General features: G+C 67.3%; 18 protein-coding genes. 13 read left to right on the top strand and 5 right to left on the bottom strand.

Features of this window, described 5'->3' with window-relative positions:
* Positions 1–27 precede the first annotated feature (27 nt).
* Complete coding sequence (locus LZ686_RS14525; protein WP_148911405.1) at positions 28–276, bottom strand: hypothetical protein; 249 nt, start codon at positions 274–276, stop codon at positions 28–30.
* Positions 277–352: 76 nt separating this feature from the next.
* Here LZ686_RS14525 and LZ686_RS14520 point away from each other — a divergent pair, with 76 nt between their 5' ends.
* From LZ686_RS14520 to LZ686_RS14495, 6 genes are all read left to right on the top strand, one after another.
* Positions 353–937, top strand: a complete 585-nt coding sequence (locus tag LZ686_RS14520) for a TetR/AcrR family transcriptional regulator (protein ID WP_045982046.1) — start codon at positions 353–355, stop codon at positions 935–937.
* Between the two features lie 42 nt (positions 938–979).
* Positions 980–2,890 carry a DNA primase gene (dnaG, locus tag LZ686_RS14515; protein WP_349548259.1) on the top strand — a complete coding sequence of 637 codons (1,911 nt, stop codon included), beginning with the start codon at positions 980–982 and terminating at the stop codon, positions 2,888–2,890.
* A 150-nt stretch (positions 2,891–3,040) separates the two neighbouring features.
* Positions 3,041–5,014 carry an RNA polymerase sigma factor RpoD gene (gene rpoD, locus LZ686_RS14510; RefSeq protein WP_045982048.1) on the top strand — a complete coding sequence of 658 codons (1,974 nt, stop codon included), beginning with the start codon at positions 3,041–3,043 and terminating at the stop codon, positions 5,012–5,014.
* Positions 5,004–5,429, top strand: coding sequence for a BLUF domain-containing protein (locus LZ686_RS14505; RefSeq protein ID WP_052715208.1), 426 nt, complete (start codon positions 5,004–5,006; stop codon positions 5,427–5,429). Before rpoD ends, LZ686_RS14505 begins: the two co-directional genes overlap by 11 nt.
* 63 nt (positions 5,430–5,492) lie before the next feature.
* On the top strand, positions 5,493–6,896 hold the full coding sequence (locus LZ686_RS14500; RefSeq protein ID WP_349548258.1) for a DNA recombination protein RmuC: 1,404 nt from the start codon (positions 5,493–5,495) through the stop codon (positions 6,894–6,896).
* Positions 6,893–7,318 (top strand): secondary thiamine-phosphate synthase enzyme YjbQ, encoded by a 426-nt coding sequence (locus LZ686_RS14495; RefSeq protein ID WP_349548257.1) that lies wholly within the window; start codon positions 6,893–6,895, stop codon positions 7,316–7,318. Before LZ686_RS14500 ends, LZ686_RS14495 begins: the two co-directional genes overlap by 4 nt.
* Here LZ686_RS14495 and LZ686_RS14490 read toward each other — a convergent pair.
* Positions 7,309–7,980, bottom strand: coding sequence for an SDR family oxidoreductase (locus tag LZ686_RS14490; protein WP_349548256.1), 672 nt, complete (start codon positions 7,978–7,980; stop codon positions 7,309–7,311). The genes LZ686_RS14495 and LZ686_RS14490 overlap by 10 nt on opposite strands.
* Before the next feature lie 163 nt (positions 7,981–8,143).
* Here LZ686_RS14490 and nrdR point away from each other — a divergent pair, with 163 nt between their 5' ends.
* Complete coding sequence (gene nrdR, locus LZ686_RS14485; protein ID WP_045982052.1) at positions 8,144–8,608, top strand: transcriptional regulator NrdR; 465 nt, start codon at positions 8,144–8,146, stop codon at positions 8,606–8,608.
* On the top strand, positions 8,605–9,615 hold the full coding sequence (gene ribD / locus LZ686_RS14480) for a bifunctional diaminohydroxyphosphoribosylaminopyrimidine deaminase/5-amino-6-(5-phosphoribosylamino)uracil reductase RibD (RefSeq protein WP_349548255.1): 1,011 nt from the start codon (positions 8,605–8,607) through the stop codon (positions 9,613–9,615). The genes nrdR and ribD overlap by 4 nt, the downstream gene beginning before the upstream one ends.
* On the opposite strand, the gene LZ686_RS14475 is transcribed toward ribD, so the two are convergent.
* The 3 genes from LZ686_RS14475 to LZ686_RS14465 form a co-directional block, all read right to left on the bottom strand.
* Entirely contained in the window at positions 9,616–11,619 is a 2,004-nt protein-coding gene (locus LZ686_RS14475; RefSeq protein ID WP_349548343.1) for a capsule polysaccharide biogenesis protein, read from the bottom strand.
* 4 nt (positions 11,620–11,623) lie between these two features.
* Positions 11,624–12,718 (bottom strand): polysaccharide biosynthesis/export family protein, encoded by a 1,095-nt coding sequence (locus LZ686_RS14470; RefSeq protein WP_232303314.1) that lies wholly within the window; start codon positions 12,716–12,718, stop codon positions 11,624–11,626.
* Between the two features lie 151 nt (positions 12,719–12,869).
* Complete coding sequence (locus LZ686_RS14465) at positions 12,870–14,216, bottom strand: capsule polysaccharide biogenesis protein (protein ID WP_349548254.1); 1,347 nt, start codon at positions 14,214–14,216, stop codon at positions 12,870–12,872.
* A gap of 188 nt (positions 14,217–14,404) precedes the next feature.
* On the opposite strand from LZ686_RS14465, the gene LZ686_RS14460 reads away from it, so the two are divergent.
* From LZ686_RS14460 to LZ686_RS14440, 5 genes are all read left to right on the top strand, one after another.
* Positions 14,405–15,013, top strand: a complete 609-nt coding sequence (locus tag LZ686_RS14460) for a riboflavin synthase (protein ID WP_127898071.1) — start codon at positions 14,405–14,407, stop codon at positions 15,011–15,013.
* Positions 15,014–15,035: 22 nt separating this feature from the next.
* On the top strand, positions 15,036–16,154 hold the full coding sequence (ribB, locus tag LZ686_RS14455; protein ID WP_252929992.1) for a 3,4-dihydroxy-2-butanone-4-phosphate synthase: 1,119 nt from the start codon (positions 15,036–15,038) through the stop codon (positions 16,152–16,154).
* Positions 16,155–16,158: 4 nt separating this feature from the next.
* Positions 16,159–16,701: a 6,7-dimethyl-8-ribityllumazine synthase gene (locus LZ686_RS14450; protein ID WP_046000249.1), complete on the top strand. Its 543-nt coding sequence runs from the start codon at positions 16,159–16,161 to the stop codon at positions 16,699–16,701.
* Entirely contained in the window at positions 16,698–17,180 is a 483-nt protein-coding gene (nusB, locus tag LZ686_RS14445) for a transcription antitermination factor NusB (protein ID WP_349548253.1), read from the top strand. Before LZ686_RS14450 ends, nusB begins: the two co-directional genes overlap by 4 nt.
* Before the next feature lie 498 nt (positions 17,181–17,678).
* Complete coding sequence (locus tag LZ686_RS14440) at positions 17,679–18,641, top strand: DUF481 domain-containing protein (protein WP_127898075.1); 963 nt, start codon at positions 17,679–17,681, stop codon at positions 18,639–18,641.
* Positions 18,642–19,308: the final 667 nt, after the last annotated feature.

The following is a 19,308-nucleotide window of genomic DNA, read 5'->3' as shown; positions in this document are numbered from 1 at the left end:
ATTACCAGTTGCGCGGACCTCTGGCAATCACCCGCCCGCGCGTCCCCGCAGGCCCGGATCGACCACCGGGCCGCGCAGCGCATCGGCCCGCGCCTGCAGGGCGGCTGCACGGGCGGCGGTCGCATCCTCCAGCGGTGCGGGGTCGGTGCGGGCCGCGGTCGCATGGGCGGGCAGGGCGGGTTCGGCCAGCGCCTGTTCCGTCGGCAGCAGGCGGGGATAATCCCCGTCGGCGGTGCAGGCGGCCAGCGTCAGCGCAAGGATCAGGACGTGTCTCATGGCGGCGACGATACGCGGGCCGGGGGCGCCCGGCAACGCCTTCCCTCGGCCACGGCCGCGCGCTAGACACGGGGCCATGGCCCGCACCACCGGTTCCCGCGCTGAAATCACCGGCCCCCTGATCCGCGACAAGGCCCGCCGCCTGTTCGCGCGGCAGGGCTATGCCGCCGTGTCGATGCGCCAGATCGCGGCCGCCGTGGGCGTGCAGGCCGGCGCACTCTACGCCTATACGCCCGACAAGCAGGCGCTGCTGGCCGACCTGCTGGAAAGCCACATGCAGGAGCTGCTGGACGCCTGGTCGGACGATCCGGCGGCCGGTCCGCTGGCGCGGCTGGAACGCTTCGTGCGGTTCCACATCGATTTCAGCCTGGATCACAGCGACGCGGTGTTCCTGTCCTACATGGAGCTGCGCAACCTGACGCCCGACAATTTCGCCCGCATCGCGGCGCTGCGGGGCCGGTACGAGGCCGCGTTGGAACGGATCCTGCGCGACGGGGTCGCCTCCCGTTCCATGCGGATCGAGGATCCCAAGCTGACCACGCTGGCCCTGATCGCTATGCTGACCGGGGTGACGAACTGGTACCGCGAAGGCGGGCGCCTGGACAGGGGCCGCATCGCCCAGATCTATTGGGGGCTGGCCCGCGGCGCCGTGGGTGCCTGAAGGCGCTTGCTGCCCCCCGCGCCATGCCGGATAATCGCGCCCATGTCCCTGCCCCCCGGTTTCCTTGACGAGATTCGCAACCGCGTCCCGATCAGCCGGGTGATCGGCAAGAAGGTCACGTGGGATCTGCGCAAGTCGAACCAGGCCCGCGGCGACTGGTGGGCACCGTGCCCCTTCCACCAGGAAAAGTCCGCCAGCTTTCACTGCGACGACCAGAAGGGCTACTATTACTGCTTCGGCTGTCAGGCCAAGGGCGACGCCATCGGTTTCCTGCGCGACCATGACGGGATGGAGTTCATCGAGGCGGTTAAGCTGTTGGCCGCCGAGGCCGGGCTGACCATGCCCGAACCCGACCCCCGTGCCCGCGAAAAGACCGACAGGCGGACGCGGCTGCTGGAGGTGACTGAGGCCGCCTGCCGCTGGTTCCGCCTGCAGTTGCAGACCGGCGCCGCGGCGGATGCGCGCGATTACCTGGACCGCCGCGGCTTGGACGCGGCCGCACTGGACCGGTTCGAGATCGGCTTTGCCCCCGATCACCGCACCGCCCTGACCGCGGCCCTGCGCGACAAGGGCTTTGCCGAGGATCAGATCGTCGAGGCCGGCATGTCTGCCCGGCCCGAAGGCGGCGGCGCGGCCTATGACCGGTTCCGGGGGCGCATCATCTTTCCGATCCGCGACGGACAGGGCCGCTGCATCGGCTTTGGCGGCCGGGCGATGGACCCGAACGCGCGGGCGAAATACCTCAACAGCCCGGAAACGCCGCTTTTTGACAAGGGGCGCAATCTGTACAATCTGGGCCCTGCGCGCAGCGCGGTCGCCAAGGGCCAGCGGCTGGTCGTGGCCGAAGGCTACATGGACGTGATCGCCTTGGCCCGCGCAGGGTTCGAGGGGGCGGTGGCCCCCCTGGGCACCGCCATCACCGAGGAGCAGCTGCGCCTGATGTGGCGCGTCTCGCCCGAACCGGTGATCGCGCTGGACGGCGATGCGGCGGGCCAGCGCGCGGCGCAGCGGCTGATCGACCTGGCGCTGCCGCTGACCGGACCCGGACAGGCACTGCGCTTTGTCATTTTGCCCGCGGGGCAGGATCCCGACGATCTGATCAGGGCATCCGGCCCGGGCGCGATGGGGGTGCTGCTGGATCAGGCACGGCCCATGCTGGATCTGCTCTGGGCGCGCGAGACGCAGGGGCAGGTCTTCGACAGCCCCGAACGCAAGGCGGCCCTGGATCGCCGCCTGGCCGAGGCTGTTGCCCGCATCCCCGATGAACGTACCCGCGCGCTGTACTCCGAAGATATCCGGCGCAAGCAGTGGGAGCTGTTCGGCGGTGGCGCCCGCAAGACCACCCCGCGGGGGGGCGCGGCCGGGCGTGGCCCGGCCCGGCGCCAAGGGGCCTCGATGGCCCCGCGGGCGGCGTCCCTGCCGGTGGGGATCAACGTCCCGGAACAGGGAGAGGGGACGCTGGAGGGCGCCGCCCTGCTGATCTGTGCGTTGCGCCCTTCGGTCGTGGCGCATGTCGAGGCGCGTCTTGAACGCGTGCTGCCGCGCGACCCGGACCGCGCGGCGCTGCTTCATGATCTGCTGACCCATACCGACAGCCCGGCCGGGCGGCGCGGCCTTGAAACCCTGCGCCGCGACGCCCATCTGGGCCTGACGCCCGCAATCATCGAACGGAAGGACGACGACGGCGCCGTGACGATGCTGCTGGACCTTCTGGACCGCATCGAGGTCGCGCGGGCCACGACGCACGAACTGCCCCGCGCCGAATCCGAGATCCAGGGAGAGGCCGATGAGGGACTGACATGGCGCATCAGCCAGATAACCCGCGCCCGCCACCGGGCCGAGAACCCCGATATGGAGACGTCGGGCGACATGAACGAGGATCGCGACGCCATGTCGGCGCAATTGTCGGATTGGCTGTCGGGCCAGATCTGGCGCAAGCCGCCCCGGCGGTGACCGCGATTCGCAACCCCCGGGGGTTGCGAATCATCAGCGCGCCCGGCCTTTGATTCGGCCGGGAAGCACGCTAGAACCGAAGCAACTTTGCGACGATTCGCACGCACATGCGAATCACCCGCCCACGATCTCGCCGAGAAGGAGCCCTGGATGGCCGCCAAGGACGATGACCACGACAAGACCGACAAGGACGACAATGCCCATACGCTGGACATGAGCCAGGCGGCGGTCAAGAAGATGATCGCCGAGGCACGCGAGCGTGGCTACATCACCTACGACCAGCTGAACGCCGTCCTGCCGCCCGAGCAGGTCAGCAGCGAGCAGATCGAGGACGTCATGTCGATGCTGTCCGAAATGGGCATCAACGTCATCGAGGACGACGACGCTGCCGAGGAGTCGGAGGGCGGGGCCATCGTCACCACCGGGTCCGGGTCGCGCGAACTGGCCGTGTCGGCCAGCGAGACCGAAAAGCTGGACCGCACCGACGACCCCGTCCGCATGTACCTGCGCGAGATGGGATCGGTCGAGCTTCTCTCCCGCGAGGGCGAGATCGCCATCGCCAAGCGGATCGAGGCGGGCCGCAACACCATGATCGCGGGCCTGTGCGAGAGCCCGCTGACGTTCAAGGCCATCACGCTGTGGCGCGAGGAGCTTCTGGACGAAGAGATCCTGCTGCGCGACGTCATCGATCTCGAGACCACCTTCGGCCAGTCCATGGACGACGAGGAGGCCGAGGAGGTTGAACTGACCGTCGAGGGCGAGGCCAGCCCTGCCGCGACCAAGCGCGAGGAGTTCGACGCCGACGGCAACCCCCTGCGCGTCGAGGATGACGAGGACGAGGACGAGGGCGCCAACCTGTCGCTGGCCGCGATGGAGGCAAGCCTCAAGCCCAAGGTCCTGGAGACGCTGGAAGCCATCGCCCATCACTACGAGGGGCTGGCCGACATGCAGGACCAGCGCATGTCCGCGACGCTGAACGAGGACAACAGCTTTTCGGCCAGTGCCGAGAGCGACTATCAGAACCTGCGGTCGGAAATCGTCGTCCTGGTGAACTCGCTGCACCTGAACAGCGGCCGGATCGAGGCGCTTGTCGATCAGCTTTACGGCATCAACCGCCGGATAGTCACCATCGACAGCGGCATGGTCAAGCTGGCCGACGCAGCCCGCATCAACCGCCGCGAGTTCATCGACGCCTATCGCGGCAGCGAGCTGGATCCGAACTGGGTGGACCGCATGTCCGCGCAGGCCGGGCGCGGCTGGCAGGCGCTGTTCGACCGGTCGCGTGACCAGGTCGAGCGTCTGCGCGGCGACATGGCCGAGGTCGGCCAGTATGTCGGTGTCGACATCGAGGAATTCCGCCGGATCGTCAGCCAGGTCCAGCGCGGCGAAAAGGAAGCCCGCCAGGCGAAAAAGGAGATGGTCGAGGCCAACCTGCGCCTGGTGATCTCGATCGCCAAGAAATACACGAACCGCGGCCTGCAGTTCCTGGACCTGATCCAGGAGGGCAACATCGGCCTGATGAAGGCCGTGGACAAGTTCGAATACCGCCGCGGCTACAAGTTTTCGACCTATGCGACCTGGTGGATCCGTCAGGCGATCACCCGGTCCATCGCGGATCAGGCGCGCACGATCCGCATCCCGGTCCACATGATCGAGACGATCAACAAGCTGGTCCGCACCGGCCGCCAGATGCTGCACGAGATCGGCCGCGAACCGACCCCCGAGGAACTGGCCGAGAAGCTGCAGATGCCGCTGGAGAAGGTCCGCAAGGTGATGAAGATCGCCAAGGAGCCGATCAGCCTCGAGACCCCGATCGGGGACGAGGAGGACAGCCAGCTTGGCGATTTCATCGAGGACAAGAACGCCGTCCTGCCGCTGGACAGCGCCATCCAGGAGAACCTCAAAGAGACCACGACCCGTGTCCTAGCCAGCCTGACGCCCCGCGAGGAACGTGTGCTGCGCATGCGCTTCGGCATCGGCATGAACACCGACCACACCCTGGAGGAGGTCGGCCAGCAGTTCAGCGTGACCCGCGAACGCATCCGCCAGATCGAGGCCAAGGCGCTGCGCAAGCTGAAGCATCCGTCGCGGAGCAGAAAGCTGCGGTCTTTCCTTGACCAGTGATCTGGACGACCTGCAGGGCCTGGGCTTTGTCCTCTACCGCAGCACCGCGCGTGCCGGTCTGGACGGCTCGGCCATGCAGGACATCCTGCGCACCGCGCGCCATCGCAACCAGTCGCTTGGCCTGACCGGATGCCTGCACCACGAGGACGGCCTGTTCTTCCAGTGGCTGGAGGGACCGGCCGACGGCCTGCGGAAGGTGGTGGCGTCGCTGATGGACGACGACCGTCATTGCGATTTCGAGATTCTGGACCAGGGCGCTTTGGATCACCGGCGCTTTCAGGATTGGCGGATGCGGTTCTCGGACCGGGACAGGGCATCGCTGATGGACTGGTTCGCACGGTCCGACAGTTCGACCGTGCATCGCGGGGATTATGCGGGCGGCGTGGTCGCCTTCATGATGGGCCTTGATCTCTGACAGCGCCTTGCGCTTGCGGCACAAACTGTGAACACTGCCCCGAAACGACGGGGTGATGACAGGATGCAGTTCGACGATGCCGGGGCGTGGCTTTCCGACATGACGGTGATCGGGCCGGCCTTGGCGGTCGCGCTGGCGCTGCTGCTGTGGTGGCGCGGGCAGGTGGCACTGTCGCGGATGCGTGTGCGCGCGACACTGGCCGAGGATCGACTGCACGAGGCGAACCTGGACCGCACCCGCGCGCAGACCCGGGGCGAGGCGCAGGATGCCCGCCTTGCCGATCTGACCGAGGAGCGGGACGGTCTGTCCGACGCGCTGCATCACGCCCGCCGGCAGGCGGCGCAGCTGGAGACCCGTCTGGCTGAAACACGCCTGCGCGCCGAGAAGGACGCCGAGGCCAGCGCGCGCGAGGTCGCCACCCTGCGGGAACTGCGCGCCGAGATGACCCAGCAGTTCAAGCTGCTGTCGGCAGAGACGCTGCGCGCGCAGCAGGACGATCTGCAGCGGTTGCAGAACGACCAGCTGGCGGCCCTGCTGACCCCGTTCCGTGATCAGGTCGGCCGGTTCCAGACAGAGCTGCAGGCCCGCAACAAGGTGCTGGACGAGGAATCGGCCCGCCTGCGCGAACAGATCCTGTCCCTGCACAACCGCAGCGAACAGATCAGCCGCGAGGCCGTCAACCTGACCCGCGCCCTGAAGGGTGACAAGCAGCAGCAGGGTGCCTGGGGCGAGATGGTTCTGGAGCGCATCCTGGAGGATTCGGGGCTGATGGCCGGGACGCATTACGACCTGCAGTCCAGCTGGCGCGACGACGACGGCAAGCTGTGGCGTCCCGACGTGGTGGTCAAGATGCCGCGCGGCAAGGTCATGGTCATCGACAGCAAGGTGTCGCTGAACGATTACGAGGCCTCGGTGACGCTGGACGATCCGGCGGCCTCTGCCGCGGCGCTGCGCCGCCACGTGGCCGCCATCCGCACGCACATCGCCACGCTGTCGGGCAAGGGCTATCAGCGGATGGACGACAACTCCGTCGATTACGTGCTGATGTTCATCCCGATCGAGGGGGCGTTCTCGGACGCGCTGCGGGCCGATCCGGCATTGGCGGCATTCGCGATGGAACGCCGCGTGGGGCTGACGACGCCCACGACGCTGATGCTGACGCTGCGCACGGTCGATCACATCTGGGCGGTCGAGCGGCGCGAAAGCAACGCGCTGGAGATCGCGCGCCGGGCGGGGCAGCTGTATGACAAGGTCGCGGGCTTCGTCGAGGCGATGGACGGCGTCGGCCGCGCACTGGACCAGGCCAACCGTGCCCACGGGCAGGCGATGGACCGGCTGACGCGCGGGTCCGGCAATGTCATCCGTCAGGTCGAGATGCTGCGGTCCTTGGGCGCGCGTGCCAGTAAGCAGATCGACCTTGACCATGACCGCGACGATGCCCTGCTGGGCCCGGAGGCCGCCGAATGATGCATGTCCTGACCGTCGCCACGCAGGGGCCCGCCTGTCACGACATCACCGCGGAACTGGCCGATTGGCTGCGTTCCGGCGGCGCGGTCCGGGGGGTGCTGACCCTGATCGTGCAGCATACGTCCGCGTCGCTGTTGATCCAAGAGAATGCCGACCCCGAGGTGCAGGCGGACCTCTTGGCATGGCTAGACCGCCTGGCCCCACCTGCCGACGATCCGTCCATGCGCTGGATCACGCACCGCTATGAGGGGCCTGACGACATGCCCGCGCATCTGAAGGCGGCCGTTCTGCCAACGTCCCTGCAGATCCCGGTCGATCGGGGTCGGATGATGCTGGGTCGCTGGCAGGGCATCTATCTGGTGGAACACCGTCGCGCCCCGCATCGGCGTCAGGTCGTGGCGATGTTCGCGCCTCAGGCCTGAGGCATCAGATACACCTCGCGGATCGCGGCGCGGTCCGGGGCGGTGATCATGTGCATGACGGCGGCGGCGACATCGTCCGGCTGCAGCTTGTCCGGGGCGCCGTCGTCGAAGAACGCGGTGTCGACCATCCCCGGCGCCACGACGCAGCAGCGCCCACCCCATTCGCGCATCTCTTCGGCCAGGTTGCCGGCATAGCCATGCACGAACCACTTCGTCGCGCCATAGATCGAGCCCTTGATGTGCTGGCGTCCCGCCGCGGACCCGGTCAGCACCAGCGTTCCGCGCGTCTTGCGCAGATGCGGCAGCAGGGCGCGCGCCGTCAGGACAACGCCCATGACGTTCAGGTCGATCATCCCGCGAATGTCGTGCAGATCGCCCGCCTCGGTCCCCGGCTTGGAAAGGCCGCGCCCCGCATTGGCATAGGCCGCGTCGATGCCGCCGAAATGGTCGGCGACCTGGGCCGTTGCGGCGGTCAGCGCGTCGATGTCGGTGGCATCGCCGCTGACGACCATCGCCCGGTCGCCCAGTTCCTCCGCCAGGGCAGACAGCTTGTCCGCGGACCGGGCGAACAGCGCGACGTTCCAGCCGGCGGCAACGGCGGCGCGCGCAGTCGCCGCACCGATGCCCGAGGAGGCGCCGGTGATGAACAGGGTCTGGGTCATGGATGCCTCAATCGGTTGAATCCCGCAGGAAATTACGGGCGGCAACGCGGCATTCGGGCCACAGGTTCCAGGGGGCCTATCTTGTGGGCTGTGGATAAAGCTACCCAATCCCTGCCAAGGTGCCTATAGTGACGGTGGATCGCCTTGGCACAGGGACAACGGAATGCGCTGCCCGTTTTGCGGAAATGTCGATACCCAGGTCAAGGACTCGCGCCCGGCCGAGGATAACGTGGCGATCCGCCGCCGTCGCTTCTGCCCGTCCTGCAGTGGTCGTTTCACGACCTATGAACGCGTCCAGCTGCGCGATCTTGTCGTGGTCAAGACGAATGGCCGCCGCGAGGATTTCGACCGTGACAAGATGGCCCGGTCGATCCGCATCGCCATGCAGAAGCGCCCGGTCGAGCCGGAGCGCATCGAACAGATGATCAGCGGCATCGTCCGCAGGCTTGAAAGCACCGGAGAGACCGACATCCCGTCCAAGACCATCGGCGAGATCGTGATGGAGGCTTTGTCGCGCATCGACAATGTCGGCTATGTCCGGTTCGCCAGCGTCTACAAGAACTTTCAGGATGCGGACGACTTCGACAAGTTCGTGTCCGAGCTGCGCCCCGGCGCCGCCAACGATTGACCCCCGATCCGACAGAAGACGCCCGGCACATGGCCCATGCCCTGCGCCTGGCGCGGCGCGGCCTGGGCAACGTCTGGCCGAACCCCGCGGTGGGCTGCGTGCTGTTGCGCGACGGTCGAGTCGTCGGACGCGGCTGGACCCAGCCCGGCGGCAGGCCGCATGCCGAACGCATGGCGCTGGACCAGGCGGGACCGCTGGCGGCGGGGGCGACCGCCTATGTCACGCTGGAGCCCTGCGCCCATCACGGCCGCACACCGCCTTGCGCGGCGGGGCTGGTCGGCGCGGGTGTTGCGCGGGTGGTGACGGCGCTGACCGACCCGGACCCGCGCGTGGCCGGGCGGGGTCACCAGATGCTGCGCGATGCCGGCATTCCGCTGATCGAAGGCGTGCTGGCGGATCAGGCCGCGGACCTGCAGGCGGGGTTCCTGCTGCGCATCACCGCGGGCCGCCCCTTCGTGACGCTGAAGCTGGCCAGCAGCCTGGACGGGCGCATCGCCATGGCCAGCGGGGAAAGCCGGTGGATCACCGGGCCCGCCGCCCGCGCACATGTCCATGCCCTGCGGGCGCAGCATGACGCGATCATGGTCGGCGGAGCGACGGCACGCACCGACCTGCCGCATCTGAACGTGCGCGGCATCCGCACGCCACAGCAGCCGGTCCGCATCGTCGTGTCGGCACAGGCCTTGCCGCCATTGCCGCCGCAGGACGCCCATCACGGGCCGCTGTGGCGGGTCGACGGGCCCCCGGCACAAGTCCTGGCCGATCTGGGCGCGCGCGGCATCACGCGGGTCTTTTGCGAAGGGGGCGGACGGCTGGCTGCCAGCCTGCTGGCCGCGGGGCTGGTCGATCAGCTGGTCGGCTATACCGCCGGCTTGGCGCTTGGGGCCGAGGCGCGGCCGTTCTTGGGTCCGACCGGCTGGACGCATCTGGCCCAGGCACCGCGGTTCCACCTGGCCGAGACGCGCGCCATTGGCGGCGATCTGTTCCATCGCTGGACCCGCGCCTGACTAGCGGCGCCAGATCCAGGCATGTCCGGCCAGCGCCCCTTGCGCCTTGGCCAGCAGCCGTAGGGCCGGTGGCGGATGCGCCTGTCCCGCCGCAAGCCTTTCCAGTGCAAGTTCGACCGGGCAGGGCAAGCCCGTCACCGGATCGCGATAGCGGGGATAGGCGATCAGGCAGGCATGGACCAGCGCCGCCAGATCGGGGCGCGCCTGACGCCGGGCGGGCAGGGGGCCCAGATCGCGGGTCAGCCCCCAGCCCGCATAGAAGGGCGCACCCAGCACCGTCACGGGCTTGCCGCGCAGCAGCGCCTCGAACCCCAGGGTCGAGGTGATTGTCCAAACCTCGTCCACGGCCTCGATCAGCGCGACTGGGTCGGCATCGGTGGCGACATGATCGGCCAAGGCTGCCAGCGATGCGGCATCGATCACGCCGGGGCGTAACCCCGCCTCGACATCGGGATGCGGCTTGTAGATCAGGCAGGCATCCGGATTGTCCGCCCGCACCCGCACCAGCAGCGTCAGGTTGGTCCGTTCGGCGCCCGCGCCCTTCAGGATCGAGGCGTCATCCTCGACCTGTCCCGGCACCAGGATGCGGCGGCGCCTGTCGCGCGGGGGCAGGTCAATAGTCCCGCCCAGATTATACTTGGTCAGCCGCGCGGCGATCAGCGCGGCGATCAGCCGTTCCGCCCTGTTCCGTCCGCAGGGCGGCGGGCCGCGAGAGATCAGCGCCTCCAGCCGCGAGGGCGCGGTCGGGTCGAAATAGATCCCCAGATCGTCGGCCACCACCGACAGGGGCGGGGTCAGCGCGGCACCAAGGCCGTTCGATCGCAGAAAGCCGTCCTCGACCCGGATCGCCTGCGGCACCTGAGGCGCAGCCCCGGCCCAAGCCAGGGTCACCTGCGGTCCGGGTTCAGCCGCAAAACGCAGCGGGCGGGCATCGCCGAATTCACGGGCCAGAAAGCGGCGCTTCCACAGACGCATGCCATAGGCCGTGTGGCCGTGCCGATCCTGGCGAAAGGCGCGGGTCTCGGCCTCGATCTGATCCACCGCGCCTTCGAAATTGGTCAGACGGTCGCGGCAGGGGTCGTACCATGTGGGCCCGGTCAGGTGACTGGCGGCGAACAATGCCTCGCGCGTGGCGCGGCCGCGCCGGGCGGGCGGGGTTTCGTCATCGCTGAGGCCCCAGCCTGCATAGAACGGCTGACCGAACAGGCGCGGTCGGTGCCCGGCCAGCAAGGCCTCGTATCCCAGTTGAGAGCTGACGGCATAGACCGCATCGGCCCCCTCGACCAGTCGCCACGGGGATACCGCTGCGTCGCACAGCGTGTCGCCGGGACGCAGGTCCTCGGCGGTCAGATGGCCGGGCCGGAGCCCCGCCGCGGTTTCGGGATGAGTGCGGATCACGACGCGGCAGCCGGGATGTTCGTCACGCGCGGCCTGCAGCATCGTCAGAAACAAAGCGCGGTCCGCGCCGCGCAAGGATGCGTCGCCCCGCGTCTGATCGATGACCAAGACATAGCCGGGCGGCGGCAGCGGCGCGTCGGGATCATGAAGATTGTATTTCGACAGATCCGCCGCGCGCAACCGGGCCAGCAGGCGAACCGCGCGGTCGCGCGTGGTGGGTGCCAGCGGTTGTCCGATGAGGTGTTCCAGGCGGGAGGGCCGGTCGGGATCGAAATGCAGCCCCTGGGGGTCGATGATCAGTCCGACCGGACCGCGAGCCGCCAGTGTCCCCCGCGCCCGGCCGGGCAGGACCGATCGCAGGAATGCATCCTCCACCGTGATCAGCGGGCAGCGGTGGCGTTGCGCAATGGCCCGACCGCGCCATGCCGTCGGGCTGCCGCCCCAGATGCCCACCGCATCGCCAAGCCGGGGCAGGGCCAGGACCGGACGGTGGCCGGCCAGCGTCAGGATGCGTGCGATCCGGGGGCGGGTCAGGAAACCAAGGTTGAAAACGCAAAGCCGCCGGGTTTCCCCGGCGGCTGAACGATCGTCTTGCGGCGTCGGCAGCAGATCAGTTGCCGATGCTGGACAGGCTGTCTGCGGTGGCGGCGCTGCCGGTGACGGCGGACAGGGTCTTCTGCCACTGGACGTAGGGCGCCTCGGTCACATAGACGGTGTCGCCGTCGCGGATGACAAAGTCGCGGGCCAGGAACAGGCCGTTGGGGCGAGTCAGGTCCAGGACATAGGCGAAGCGCTGCGTGCCGACGACCGGCTTGCCCAGGACGCGCGAGGCGACTGATTCCGGCTCGTCGCGCAGGACGAAGACGCCGGTGGGGTCGGCCAGGGCGCTGGTCAGACCGCCGACCATGGCGATGGCCTCGGCCGCGTTGATCACCTCGTTGCCTAGGGGCACGCGGGTCTGGCCACCCAGGGCGCCGAGGGCGGTGAAGGTCCGCTGGTCTTCCTCGACCACGATCAGGTCGCCCGGGCGCAGGGCGATGTCGTTGGTGGGGCTGCTGTAGAGGTCGGTCAGCCAGACGCGGCCGCTGTCGTTGCCGCGCTTGACGGTCACGACGGCGACCTCGGGCTCGATGGCGACGCCGCCCGCACGGGCCAGCATGGCCGACAGCGACCGGGTTGGACGCTCGATCGGATAGACGCCCTGAGCGCCGACGCGGCCCACCACGGACACGGTCGCACCGTTGCCTGCGACGCGCTGGACGGTCACCTGCGGGTCGGGGGTCTGCGCGCTGAGCGCGTCAGTGATGACCTGGCGCAGCTGATCGGGCGTGTTGCCCGCGGCGCGGACCCGGCCGGCATAGGGCACGAAGATGAAGCCGTCGCTGTCCACCTGGATTTCGGTCAGGGTGGTCGAGCTGGCGCCGAGTGAGGTCAGCAGACCGTCATCGACGTTCTCCCAGATCGACAGGCCAAGCGTGTCGCCGGCCCGGATCTCGTCCGCGCCGACCTGTCCGGCATTGCGGAAGCTGTTCGAGAACCCGTAGGCGGGTGCGAAGGCGGAGGCACGGGTGACGTGGTCGTTGACGTAGATCACCTGCGTGTTGCCGCCGCGTTCGACCGCGCCGTTGAAGATCTCGTTCTTGTTGGGGCCGGAACGGGGCAGCGCGCAAGCGGCCAAAAGGCTCATTGACGCGATCATCAGCATCCGCAGGGTGGTCGACGACCGGGATAAAACTGTCACCTCTGATACTCCATGTTGTCTGGTTCCGGCCTTGTATGCCGGTTTGCATCCACTGTAACCCTGTCCGCAAAGACAGGCTATATCATCTTGAGCAATGTCGGCGGGGCGTTGCCTTTCAGCCATGGCGGTCCGCCAGTTGCTGCCGCGGCAGGATTCGGCCGGTTGCCAAGGCCTGGTAGGGGTCGTCCGGCGACAGCAGCATGTCGGCCACCAGGCGCAGCGCGTGGGCGCGCGACCGGCTGGCATAAAAGCCGCCGGGGATCTGGCTGGTCTGCAGCAGATAGTCGCGAAAGACGCGGTAGGCCTGCGGATCCGGGGCGTCAGGATCGGCCAGGAACTCCTCCAGCGTCTGCTCGGACACCAGCCCCGGCTTGTCATAGACGGCGCGGCCCAGGGTCTTGACCGGAATCCCGCGCCACAGGGCCTGCTGGCCGGCGGTGGAATTGACGGTGACCACGGCGCGGGCATGGGACAGGATCTCGGCCAGCTTGCCGCCGCTGACGTAATGCACGCGGTCCGACACCCCATGTTCGGCAGCCGCCGCGTGGATGGCGGCGCGGTTCCCCGCGCGACCGTCCTCCAGCGGGTGGGCCTTGAAGATCAGGTGGTGGTGTCGGTGGGCTGCGCGGGCGAACCCCTCGATCACGGTGCGGACGAACTGGGCGTTGCGGGTGAAGGGCGAATGTCCCAAGAAGTTGGAATCGTGTTCCAGCTGCATCAGGACCAGGTTGTAGGGCCAGCCCGACAGGCGCAGGCGCCGCCATTGCAGCGCGCGGCCCAGGTTGTAGGCCGGGGCCAGCACCAGCCGCCGCAGGTTGAGGCGAAATTCCTGCACGACGCCGATCGCACGGTGCCCCGAATAGGCGCGGTACCGGCCATTCGCGACCAGGATCAGGAAATGATAGAAGGCGCCGTAGAACTTGTGATGGCGCATATCGCCCCAATGGGCGGGCGGGCGGCGCACCTCGTTGATCTGCTCGCGCAGGGCGGCACGCATCTGGGCCAGCGGAATGCGCATCAGAACCGAGTTGCCGTTCGATCCCTGACGTTCATAGCTGACCCAGTAGGGACGCAGATAGCCTTCCTCGAACACGTGGACGCGCAGGCCGCGGGCTGCGGCCAGGCGGCGGGCGGTGGCGTGGATCGGGCGGACATCGCCGTAGAGGACGATGTCGGTCACGCCCTTGTCGTCCAGGATCGCCGCCAGATGGTCGGGCCATTCGTCGACGCTGCCCTGATGGCGGATGAAGCTTTTCGGGTCGGACCAGAAGAACTCATCCCCTGCGTTGAAGCCGCAGCGCCAGACCACCGCCCCCGCCGCGCGCAGCAGCCGTCCAAGGCGGTCGAAGAACGGACCGTGGGGCCCCTGCAGCATCAGGAAGACCGGATCACCCTGCGCGGACACGCGGCCCGTCGGCGCGTGCGAGGTCTGGGGCAGGGGGGTGACGCCGGTCTGAATCATGGTCGACTTGAAAAGGAGGGGCGGCCGCAATGCCTGGGGCCATGCGTCAGACATGCCATGTCATGCCCCACCGATCCATCATTTTGTGCATCAAGCTTTACCGGCCCGGGGCGGGGGCGGGGGCTTGGTGCTTGAACGGACAGGGCCGATGGCCTAGTTCGGACCAGGATCATCAGGGAAGGGCTGCGATGTTCACGGGGATCATCACGGATATCGGCATCGTCCGCGCGGTCGAGATGCGCGGCGACATGCGCGCGCGCATCGGCTGTGCCTATGACATGGCGGGCGTGGATCTGGGCGCCTCGATCGCCTGCGACGGGGTCTGCCTGACGGTCGTGGCCAAGGGCCCGGACTGGTTCGACGTCGACATCTCGGCCGAGACGCTGTCCAAGACCAGCATCGGCGCCGAGGGTTGGTCCGTGGGCCAGCGCCTGAACCTGGAACGCGCGCTGCGCGTCGGCGACGAGCTGGGCGGCCATATCGTCAGCGGCCATGTCGACGGCGTGGCCCAGATCACCGCCGCCGCAAAGGACGGCGACAGCCTGCGCCTGACCTTCGAGGCGCCCGCGGACCTGGCACGCTTCATCGCGCAGAAGGGGTCGGTCACGCTGAACGGCACCTCGCTGACCGTGAACGAGGTCTTTGGCAACAGCTTCGGCATCAACCTGATCCCGCATACCCAGCAGGTGACCACCTGGGGCGATGCGGCGGTGGGCGATGTCGTGAACCTGGAAATCGACACGCTGGCCCGCTATGTCGCGCGGCTGGCCGAAGCCGGACAACCGATCGGCGCGTGACGCCTGCGTGAAGGACGAACAGATGCAATTCGAAGAACCCGGCCCCGTCGAACGCGACCTGTCGGCCTCCATCTCTCCGATCGAGGACATCATCAACGAGGCCCGCAACGGCCGGATGTTCATTCTGGTCGACCACGAGGACCGCGAGAACGAGGGCGATCTGTGCATTCCCGCCCAGATGGCCACACCGGATGCCATCAACTTCATGGCGACGCATGGGCGCGGGCTGATCTGCCTGACGCTGACCGCCGACCGGATCGAGACCCTGGGCCTGACGCTGATGAGCCCCAAGAACTCCAGCCGGCACGAGACCGCCTTCACCATGTCCATCGAGGCGCGCGAAGGCGTCACCACCGGCATCAGCGCCGCCGACCGCGCACGCACGATCAGCGTGGCGATCGACCCGACCAAGGGCGCGCCCGATATCGCGACGCCGGGCCACATCTTTCCGCTGCGCGCCCGCGACGGGGGCGTGCTGGTCCGCGCGGGCCACACCGAGGCTGCGGTCGACATCTCCCGCCTGGCCGGGCTGAACGCGTCGGGCGTGATCTGCGAGATCATGAACGACGACGGCAGCATGGCACGCCTGCCAGACCTGGTCGATTTCGCGCAGCGCCACGGGCTGAAGATCGGCACGATCAGCGACCTGATCCGCTATCGCCGCCGCCACGACAACCTGATCGCCGAGCGGTCGCAGAAGGCGGTTCATTCCGCCCATGGCGGCGACTGGATGATGCGGGTCTTTGCGGACGAGACGCAGGGCAGCGAGCATATCGTCCTGACCAAGGGGGATCTGACGACCCCCGAGCCGGTGCTGGTGCGGATGCACGCGCTGGACCCGCTGCACGATGTGCTGGGCGTCGGGCGCGAAAGCGCGGGCAGCCTGCCCGCGGCGATGCAGGCCATCGCCGACGAGGGGCGGGGCGTCGTCGTGCTGATCCGCGACCTGTCCCATGCGATCGCCGATCCGGGCGATGTCGGGCCGCATACCTTGCGCCAATACGGCCTGGGCGCGCAGATCCTGTCTGCCCTTGGCCTGTCGGACCTGATCCTGCTGACCAATTCGGCGCCGGTGAAGGTGGTTGGGCTTGACGCCTACGGCCTTTCCATCCATTCCACCCGGCCTATCCCCAAGGACTAGGTACATGGCCTCGAACACGCAACATCACGAACTGGCGCTGCCGCGTCTGGATGCTCCGGTGCGCCTGCTGGCGGTCGTGGCACCCTATTACAAGGACATCACCGACGGCCTGCTGTCGGGGGTCCGCGCCACGGCGGATGCCGCGGGCGCCAGCCTTGACGTGATCGAGGTGCCCGGCGCGCTGGAGATCCCCACCGCCGTGGGCCTTGCCGCCCGCAGCGGTCAGTATGACGGCTTCGTGGCCCTGGGCTGCGTCATCCGCGGAGAGACCACGCATTACGACACCGTCTGCAACGACAGCTCCCGCGCGCTGACGCTGCTGGGGCTGCAGGGCGTCTGCCTTGGCAACGGCATCCTGACGGTCGAGACGATGGCCCAGGCCCAGGTCCGCGCGGACCCGGCGGGTCAGAACAAGGGCGGGGGCGCCGCGGCGGCCGCGCTGCATCTGGTGGCACTTGCGCGCCGTTGGGCGGCGACACCGCAAAAGGCTGCGGCCCATGACGTGATCCGCTTGGCGGGCGAACTTGAAGGGCAGGGCAAGGCATGACCGACCACGACCAGGACAAGCGGCCCGACCGGCGCGCCCTCAGCAGCGCCGCGCGGATGTATGCCGTGCAGGCGCTGTTCCAGATGGAGGCCGCGGGTCAGTCCGCAGACCGTGTCACGCGCGAATTCCAGAACTTCCGCATCGATTTCGACGACCGCGACGGCCCGACCGATCAGGCCGACGAGGCGCTGTTCACCCGCATCGTCGACGATGTGGTCATGTGGCAGTCCAGGATAGACCAGGCCACCGATCGCGGGTTGGTGGCGAAATGGCCCATCGACCGGATCGATCCGGTGTTGCGCGCCGTGTTCCGCGCCGCTGGCGCCGAACTGGTGGCCGAACGTGCACCCGCCAAGGTGGTCATCACCGAATACGTCCGGCTGACGCAGGCCTTCTTTCCGGACGGCCGCGAGGCGCGCTTCGTGAATGCCGTGCTGGACCACATGGCGCGTGACTTCAAACCTGATTCCCTTGGCTGACGGACCGTCCTGTCATGACGATGCGGCCCGGATCCCTGATCCGGGCCGTTTTCATTGGACGGACGGGTTCATTCGCTTGACAGACGCCTTGCACGTCGTGTCATTCTGACAGCGGGATCGTGGCATCTGTGCAACATTTATGATGCCTGAACGCCGTCAATATCTTGCCCAATATTGAGGCACTCACGCTGATGTTTCAGTCGGTTGTTTTTGCGGCCTTAAGCGACAGCATAGAACGAAACCCATAAAAACGTCGCGTTCCAAGTAGGTTCGTCAAGTCGCGAAAAAGTTGCATCACCAAACATTACACGTCGTTTTCGGCAAGGTTTCGCCGTTTTCTGTCAAGACCCAAGCATGCTCACGATTGCGCGACTTGCAGAAGAAATGCGGCGGGCTTTGAACCGAAAGGGGGGGGCGCTAATTGATGTCCCAGCAGAGATGCTCTGGTGCCCGGAACGGGGCCGGGACAATCCTACTCAGCTCGTGAGGACGACGAAAATGAAAAAAGTTACGCTGCTGACCAGCACCGCCGCAATCCTGGCCGCCCTGTCGGTTCCGGCATTCGCGCAATCCGAGATCTCGACCGGCGCCGACGCTGCCGGCGTGTCGGCCATCAACGACCGCATCACCGACATCGAAGAAGATGTGACCGACGCGTTCGACCGTGACAACGACGCTGACCGCTTCGGCCCCGCCGACCGTCGCCAGGGCCTGTTCGGCAACATGTCGCTGAGCTACACCGGCCGCACCGGCAACACCGACAACCAGGATCTGGCGATCGGTGGTCGCGTGAACTACAACCAGGGCGTGTTCGCGCAGAGCGTGGGCCTGTCGCTGGAATTCGGTGAAGACGATTTCGGTAACAAGGACCAGGAAGACGTCGCCGCTATCTATGACGCGCAGTACTACTTCAACGACCAGCTGTACGCCTTCGCCCTGGGCCGCATCAACCAGAACGGTCTGGTCGACGGCGTCCGCAACAGCCCGTCGCAGACCGATGAAGATTTCGCAGACGAGTTCAGCGATTTCCGCACCGACGCGTTCCTGGGCTTTGGTCCCGGTTACCGCATCCTGAACTCCGACCAAACCACTTGGCGTGTGCAGGCCGGCGTTGGCGTCCGTTACACCAAGACCGGTGCGCAGGAAGCTGGCTTTGATCTGGTCGAGGGCCCCGATGGCGATCTGATCCCCGTTGGCGTCTCGTCGTCGTCGGACACTTCGGTCGGCTACATCGCGTCGTCGCGTCTGTACCACCGGTTTAACGACAACATCTTCATTACCAACGACACCGACTACCTGGGTTCGGAAGATTCGGCTGACGTGATCACCAACGAGTTCGGCGTGAACTTCCGCGTCTCCGAGCAGCTGGCGACCCGTGTGAGCTACACCAGCGAATACCAGGAAGACCGTGCGATCCGCACCGACAACACCGTCGGTCTGGCAGTGGTCTACGGCTTCTGATCCATCCCACGGGATGATTGGATGACGAAAGGGCGGCCCTCGGGCCGCCCTTTTGCGTATTGCGCCATGGCTTCGACAGGACTGCAGCGGACGAACGTCTTCTGCTGAGAGGTGCTGCATGGATGGGAGTGGGGAGGGTGTGGCGGGAACCGCAGCGACCGCGACGGCGACAGATTTCCCGAAAGCCTGATATATCAGGTGGGCACCGGGTAACGTGACCAGGGTCACGACAGAGCCAGCGCCCTCGGAAAACTTATAGGCCAGTGGAAATTTGGCCGTACGCGGGAAGAGCAGAAGCCCGCCACAACTTAAATCTAGGCCCGCGCCGCATATTAATCAAGGTGGGGCCGCATCGGGGGGGGGCGCCGACCGTATGCCAGATGCGGGTGAGGGCTCCTGAGTCGGTCTGGCAGCGAACCTGATTCTGTGCTGCAACGCCGATGAAAGTAGAAATCATCTGATAAAAATCATTTACAATCAGTCATCTATGAAGTTTTTCATGCGGGGATGTCATTTTCTTGTTGCGTGTATTTGTTCTCGGGCCTAAACACCGCTTCACCGAAGGCGGGAACGCTGGAGGGGCCGGGAAGGCGGTGCTGGGAAGCGCGGTTGGAACGGGAGACATTCTGGGGATTGGGTGACGGTTGTGGCGTCGAGTTGACGTCGT

This window comes from Paracoccus sp. NFXS7, assembly GCF_040148865.1.
GTDB classification, from domain to species: Bacteria; Pseudomonadota; Alphaproteobacteria; order Rhodobacterales; family Rhodobacteraceae; genus Paracoccus; species Paracoccus marcusii.
The sequence above is the reverse complement of the archived record's forward strand: the minus strand, read 5'-3'. Positions and strand labels throughout refer to the sequence as shown.